The sequence below is a fragment of the Nocardioides sp. NPDC057772 genome (assembly GCF_042798075.1).
In the GTDB taxonomy this organism is placed as follows: domain Bacteria; phylum Actinomycetota; class Actinomycetes; order Propionibacteriales; family Nocardioidaceae; genus Nocardioides.
In genome coordinates, this window is the sequence record NZ_JBHVKN010000349.1 from 1 (window position 1) to 2,565 (window position 2,565).

Annotated in this window: 2 protein-coding genes; both read left to right on the forward strand. The window is 70.7% G+C overall.

All coding sequences use genetic code 11. The features are described from left to right. A partial coding sequence (locus tag ACFVJS_RS27480; protein WP_378886718.1) for an acetate--CoA ligase family protein occupies positions 1–2,039 on the forward strand: 2,039 nt, incomplete at its 5' end. A 91-nt stretch (positions 2,040–2,130) separates the two neighbouring features. Further along, positions 2,131–2,565: hypothetical protein (locus ACFVJS_RS27485; protein ID WP_378886719.1), on the forward strand; the 435-nt coding region annotated here is incomplete at its 3' end.

Below are 2,565 nucleotides of genomic sequence, written 5' to 3' on the forward strand. Positions count from 1 at the left end.
GGTCGACGAGCACCTACAACAACCTTCTCCAGCACGGCTTCGCCGGAGACGTGCACCTGGTGAACCCCAAGACGCCCGTCGTCCACGGCGTCGAGACCCACCGGAGCCTCTCCGACATCCCGGGGCCGGTCGACCTGGCGTACGTCATGACGCCGATCGAGGTCGTGCCGCGTGTGCTGGAGGAGGGTGCCGCTCGCGGCATCCACAACTACGTCATCCTCACCGCCGGCTACGGCGAGGTCGGCGGCGAGGGCACGGTCCGCGAGCAGGAGGTCGCCGACATCGCCCGCAGGCACGACCTGATCGTTCTCGGCCCGAACGGCAACGGGTTCATCAACGCCGCCGACTCGATCACGCCCTACGGCCTGCCGATCCCTCCCCCGCTCCTGGGCGGCTCCGTCGGTGTCGTGCTGCAGAGCGGTGCGCTGGCCAGCAACGTGCTGGCCTTCGCCCAGGCACGCAACATCGGCATCTCCCTGCTGGTCTCGATGGGCAACGAGACCGTGATGTCGGTGACCGACGTGATGAACGCGCTGGTCGAGTCGCCCGACACCAAGGTGATCGCGCTCTTCCTGGAGAGCATCCGCCACCCCGAGGAGTTCACCGAGATCGCCCGGCGGGCGCTGGCCGCGGGCAAGCCGATCGTCGCCCTCAAGATCGGCCGCAGCGCCAAGGCCTCCCGGACCGCGCAGGCCCATACGGGAGCGCTCGTCGGCGACGACAAGACCGTCGACGCCGCCTTCCGTCAGCTCGGCGTGATCCGCGTGGGCTCGCTGGAGGACCTGATGGTCACGGCCGGCATGCTCGCCGAGACGGGACCGCTCCCCGGCCACCGGATCGGCGTCGTCACCCCCTCGGGCGGCGCCTCCGAGATCATCTCCGACCGCGCCGAGGACGAGGGGCTCGAGCTGCCCGAGTTCGCCGAGGTCACCACGACGGCGCTCCGCGGGGTCCTGCCGCCCTTCGCGACGCCGAACAACCCGCTCGACGTCACCGGCTACGTGCTGCTCGACCGCCAGCTCATGTCGAAGTCGCTCGACGTCGTCGCGGCCGACCCCGGCGTCGACGTCATCATGCTGCTGCAGGACATGCCCCGGGCGACGCCCGACTTCGACCTAGCGGTGGAGACCTACCGGCACACCGCCGGAGTCATCCGTTCCTCCCCGAAGCCAGTCGTGATCGTGGGCAACGTCCTGATCGACGTCAACGAGACCGGCCGGGCGCTCCGCCAGGCGGCGGACTACCCACAGATCGCCGGCGGCATCGAGCACGGCATGACCGCGCTGGGACACGCGGTCCGCTGGTCGGAGACCTACCGGCGCCATCAGGCGGGCACGGAGGAGCCCGCCTCGGTCGAGGTGACGGTCCCCGACGGGCTGCCAGCACGCACCGGCACCTGGACCGAACTCCACGCGGCCCGGTTCCTGGCCGCCAACGGTGTCCCGATGGTGCCGTCCCGGGTGGCCACCTCCCCCGAGGAAGCCGCACGCCTGGCCGAGGAGGTCGGCTTCCCCGTGGCACTGAAGGCGGCGGCCGACGACCTTGAGCACAAGAGCGACCTCGGCGGCGTCGAGCTCGGGCTGGCCGACGCGGAGGCGGTCGGCAGGGCGGCGACGCGGATCGCCGACTCGCTGGCGAAGGCCGGTCACGACGGCAGCACGACCGTCGTCCAGCCGATGCGCTCGAGCGGTACGGAGCTGCTCGTCGGCGTCGTCCGCGACCCGGCCTGGGGGCTCACGCTGGCCGTCGCCATGGGCGGCATCTGGGTCGAGATCCTCGGTGACTCCCAGCTGCGCCTGCTGCCGGTCTCCCAGGCCGAGGCCAGGCGAGCGGTCGAGTCGCTGCGCAGCGTCGCCGTCCTCCGCGGCGCTCGCGGGCAGGCGCCGGTCGACCTGGACGCCCTGGCCGGCGTCGTGGCCAGGATCGGCGCGATCGCCGTGGCTCTCGGCGACGAGCTCGAATCGCTGGAGGTCAACCCGTTGCTGGTCTCCGCCGAACGGATCGAGGCGCTCGACGCACTGATCACCTGGCGGAGCTGACCCGCCTCGCCGAGCCCGGGGTGCGAACCGCATCCCGGGCCCCGGCGTCCGCTAGGTTGCGTCTCAGTCACCTGTCGATGAGGAGTCTCAGATGCCCACACCCGCCCTGCGTTCGGTTCAGATGCTGGCGCTCGCCTTCATGAGCATGATCGCGGTGCTGGGGGTGGTCGTCTACCTCAGCGTCCCCGACGCCGACCTGGCAGTGCCCTCGACCTATGTCATCGGCGGTCAGGTCGTGGTCGGTGTCGTCATCGCCCTCATCCTGTCGGCGATCGGGTTCCGGGTCGCTCCGGTCACGCCGGGCACCGCCCCGGAGAAGGCGAAGAGTGAGGCGATGCAGAAGCACCAGATGTCGATGATCCTACGCCTCGTGCTCAGCGAGCTGGTCGCGCTCGTGTCCCTCGCTCTCGCGTTCGTCCTCACCGAGGGCCAGGTGATGACGTACGTCATCGGCGGCGTCATCTCCCTGGCGCTGATGGCCTTCTTCGCCTACCCCTCGGCGGCCAACATCCGCCGGGTAGAGGCC